Origin of the sequence: Streptomyces sp. NPDC087428 (assembly GCF_044744085.1) — a bacterium.
In the GTDB taxonomy this organism is placed as follows: Bacteria; Actinomycetota; Actinomycetes; order Streptomycetales; family Streptomycetaceae; genus Streptomyces.
This window is the reverse complement of record NZ_JBIUXR010000023.1, coordinates 1-3,077: the sequence shown is the minus strand read 5'-3', so window position 1 is coordinate 3,077 and position 3,077 is coordinate 1. Positions and strand designations below refer to the sequence as shown.

The 3,077-nt window shown below is 69.4% G+C and carries 3 protein-coding genes and 1 pseudogene; 2 read left to right on the top strand and 2 right to left on the bottom strand.

Going from position 1 to position 3,077, the window contains the following annotated elements; all coding sequences use genetic code 11:
• Positions 1–101 precede the first annotated feature (101 nt).
• A pseudogene (locus tag ACIO3R_RS35880) lies at positions 102–482 on the top strand ((2Fe-2S) ferredoxin domain-containing protein); the annotation flags it as partial.
• An 11-nt stretch (positions 483–493) separates the two neighbouring features.
• On the opposite strand, the gene ACIO3R_RS35875 reads toward ACIO3R_RS35880, so the two are convergent.
• Positions 494–1,054 (bottom strand): hypothetical protein, encoded by a 561-nt coding sequence (locus ACIO3R_RS35875; protein WP_402111208.1) that lies wholly within the window; start codon positions 1,052–1,054, stop codon positions 494–496.
• Positions 1,055–1,152: 98 nt separating this feature from the next.
• Here ACIO3R_RS35875 and ACIO3R_RS35870 point away from each other — a divergent pair, with 98 nt between their 5' ends.
• Positions 1,153–2,088 (top strand): DUF5655 domain-containing protein, encoded by a 936-nt coding sequence (locus ACIO3R_RS35870; RefSeq protein ID WP_402111277.1) that lies wholly within the window; start codon positions 1,153–1,155, stop codon positions 2,086–2,088.
• 99 nt (positions 2,089–2,187) lie between these two features.
• On the opposite strand, the gene ACIO3R_RS35865 is transcribed toward ACIO3R_RS35870, so the two are convergent.
• Entirely contained in the window at positions 2,188–2,934 is a 747-nt protein-coding gene (locus ACIO3R_RS35865) for a site-specific DNA-methyltransferase (protein WP_047471334.1), read from the bottom strand.
• Positions 2,935–3,077: the final 143 nt, after the last annotated feature.

Sequence of the window (3,077 nt, the reverse complement as noted above, 5' to 3'; positions counted from 1 at the left end):
ACCGTCATGGGCGCCCACACCGGCGTGCGCCTGCGGCGCTACCCCGCCGGCCCCCCCCCCCCCCCCCCCCCCGGGGCCCCCCCCCCCCCCCCGGGGCCCCCCCCCCCCGGGGGGCGCCACGGCCCACCGTCACCGCCTGCCGGGGCTGCTGCTGCGGCACCCCCAAGATCCCCGGCCTCGACCACACCGCCCAACTCCGCGACCTGCGCCACGTCCTCGACGGCCATGCGACCGTCCGCGTCACCGACTGCCTCGACGCCTGCGAACGCGCCAACATCATCGTCGTCCAGCCCTCCGCCGAAGGCCGCCGCAACGGCGGACGCCCTGTCTGGCTCGGCCTGGTGAATGACCCCGACGCCGTTACCGACATCACTATCTGGATCAAGGACGGCGGCCCCGGCATCGCCGATCCTCCCGGCGTCCTTGACCTATATGCCTTCCGACCCTCGCGACGCGTCCAAGCCGAACTCCGCGACGGATGACGGCATCCGGATCAAGAGCGAGGTAGGTGCAAGCTGTCCCGCTGACCCAGCGGGGTCGCATTGCCCACGGAGGTGCGTATGGCCGTATCGAGTTCGACGCGAAGGGGTGTGATGGTCTCGGTCCACAGATCCATCCGCTGCGCTACCGACGCTGGCCATGAGGTTGGAATCGTGTAGCACTGGTCACGAATGACGGTGGCAATGGAGTGGATTTCGTCCGGGCCGACCTCCGCGACGCGATGACTGCTGTCGTGGACGTCCTCGTAAGCCGCCCGCAGTTCCTCTTCGCTCGTGGCTTGTGTGGCCAGGACCCGTCGAAGTTGCCCCAACGCGTTCTGGAAATACCGGTACTCGGCGCGTCGGGCTTCCAGCAGCCACCGATCACGTTCAACCGCAAGCCCGCGGCGGGCCAGCTCCAACGCGCTCCGGTGGTTCGCCTCCGCTACTTCCATGGCTGTGCGGTGGTTCTCTCTCGCCTGGGCCAGGGCTGTACGCATCTGCCATCGCCCCAGAAGCACACTCACCGGTATTCCCGCGAGGGCGAGGATTGCGGCGATTGCAGCTAGGTCCATGACGGCAATGATGGACTAGGAGCCGCCGCGACAACCGAGGAATAACCAGGGCGTTCGTTCGATTGGCTTCCTTGCAGAGATCGCGGGAGGGGGCGCTGGTGGCCGAGCTGATGATGTTCCGGCAGGACGCGGACGGACGGGATGTCGAGCTGGCCGGCTCGACGGTTGCGCTGGAGGTGGAGCTGCAGCGGCGGGTCGAGGCCGGCCTGGAGCAGATGCTGGGCGTCCGTTTCCTGGCCTCGGAGTATCCGACCGGGCCTTGGCACCGGGGGCGGATCGACACCCTGGGGCTCGATGAGAACGGCAGCCCGGTGGTGATCGAATTCAAGAAGGGCTCGGACAGCGGGGTGATGTCCCAGGCGGTCTCCTACTTGTCCTGGCTGGAGTCGGCGCACCACGAGTTCGAGGCGCTCGTGCGGAAGGTGCTGGGGACGGAGGCCGCCGGGTCCGTCGACTGGCGTCGTCCGCGGATGATCTGCATCGCGGCGGGCTTCTCGCATCACGACCGGGTGGCGGTGCAGAGGTTGCCCGAGCGGATCGACCTGGTCCGCTACCGGATCTTCGACGGTGGCCTGCTGGGGCTGCTGCTCGTGGACTCCGCGACCGGCTTCCCGAGCGCTGCCTCGTCTCGCCGGGCTCGGGAGCGGGCGCCCGTGGTGGACAGCGTGCCCGCGGCTTCGGTGGTCTCTCCGTCTGCGGGTGGAGGAGCGGTGCCGGAGTGTCTGCGGCACCTGTACGCGGAGTTGGACGAGGCGCTCACGGCGTGGGGCGAGGTGGAGGTGGCGTCGCTGCGGCACTACATCGCCTACCGGCGGTTGGTGAACGTGGCGTCGGTGATCTTCCGTCCGAAGCACGAGGCGATCCTGGTGTACCTCAGACTCAACCCGGACGCGGTCGAGCTGGAGGAGGGCTTCACCCGGGACATGCGCGGTATCGGACACCTCGGGACCGGCGACCTGGAGGTCCGCGTCGTCTCGGCAGCCGACTTGGAGAAGGCTGCGCCGCTGATCCGGCGGGCGTTCGAGGCGGCCTGACGTAACAGGAGGGGCGGCTGGTGCATCGGTTAGTCGATGCTCCAGCCGCCCCTTCGGCGTCTGTGGGCCGCCGGCCCTGGCCTCTCTTCGCTCTCACGCTCATGCCTCCGGTCCGGCCAGCTCGAAGTCGTCCTTCGTCAGTTCGGCCCGCAGCCGCTCCTCGGCGACGTCGGCGTAGTGCGCGGACAGCTCGACGCCTACGAAGCGACGTCCCTCGCGCAGGGCCGCGACCCCGGTGGAGCCGCTGCCGGTGAACGGGTCGAGGACGGTGCCGCCCTCGGGGCAGACCTGGACGAGCTGCTGCATGACCTCGACCGGCTTCTGGGTGATGTGAACCCGGCCCTTGCGGGGCTGGGAGGCGATGTAGTGGCCGGGCAGGTAGAGGTCGCGGGTGTTGTCGAGGGAGCCCTTGACGCCCCAGATGATGAACTCCGAGTCCTGCTTCGGCCCGCCCTTGCGGGGCCGGCTGGACGGCTTGATCCACGGAATCGTGCCGCTCCAGGTCCATCCCGCCATCTGCAGGGCGTCGGAGGTGGTCGGCTCCTGCCGCCAGTCGGTGAAGACCATCGCGACCGCGTGCTCGGTCGAGGCCCGGTACGCCTCGGTGAGCAGCTCGGTGAGCCAGGAGCGGTAGGAGCGCTGGTCGCGGTTCTCGCCGGGGAAGTTGGCGAGGTCGTGCGCCGAGTTGCTCGTGACGTACTTGGCACGTGCGGTACGGCCGGTTCGATCGGAGCTGGTGCGGCCCCCGGAGTTGTACGGCGGGTCAGTGATCACCGCCTGGACGCTCTCGTCCGGGAGGGACTTCAGGACGGTCAGGGCGTCGCCTCGGTGCAGCGTGTAGCTCATGGGGAGGGCCTCTCTTCGGGCGCGGCGGAGTCTGGACCTGCTCCGGGCAGCGCTCAACGGCGCGCATCCGGTGCGAGGTTGCAGCGGAGGTTAACGGCGAATTCCGGCCGCACCCAACGAGGCGGCTCTCCGCTTCGGACCCC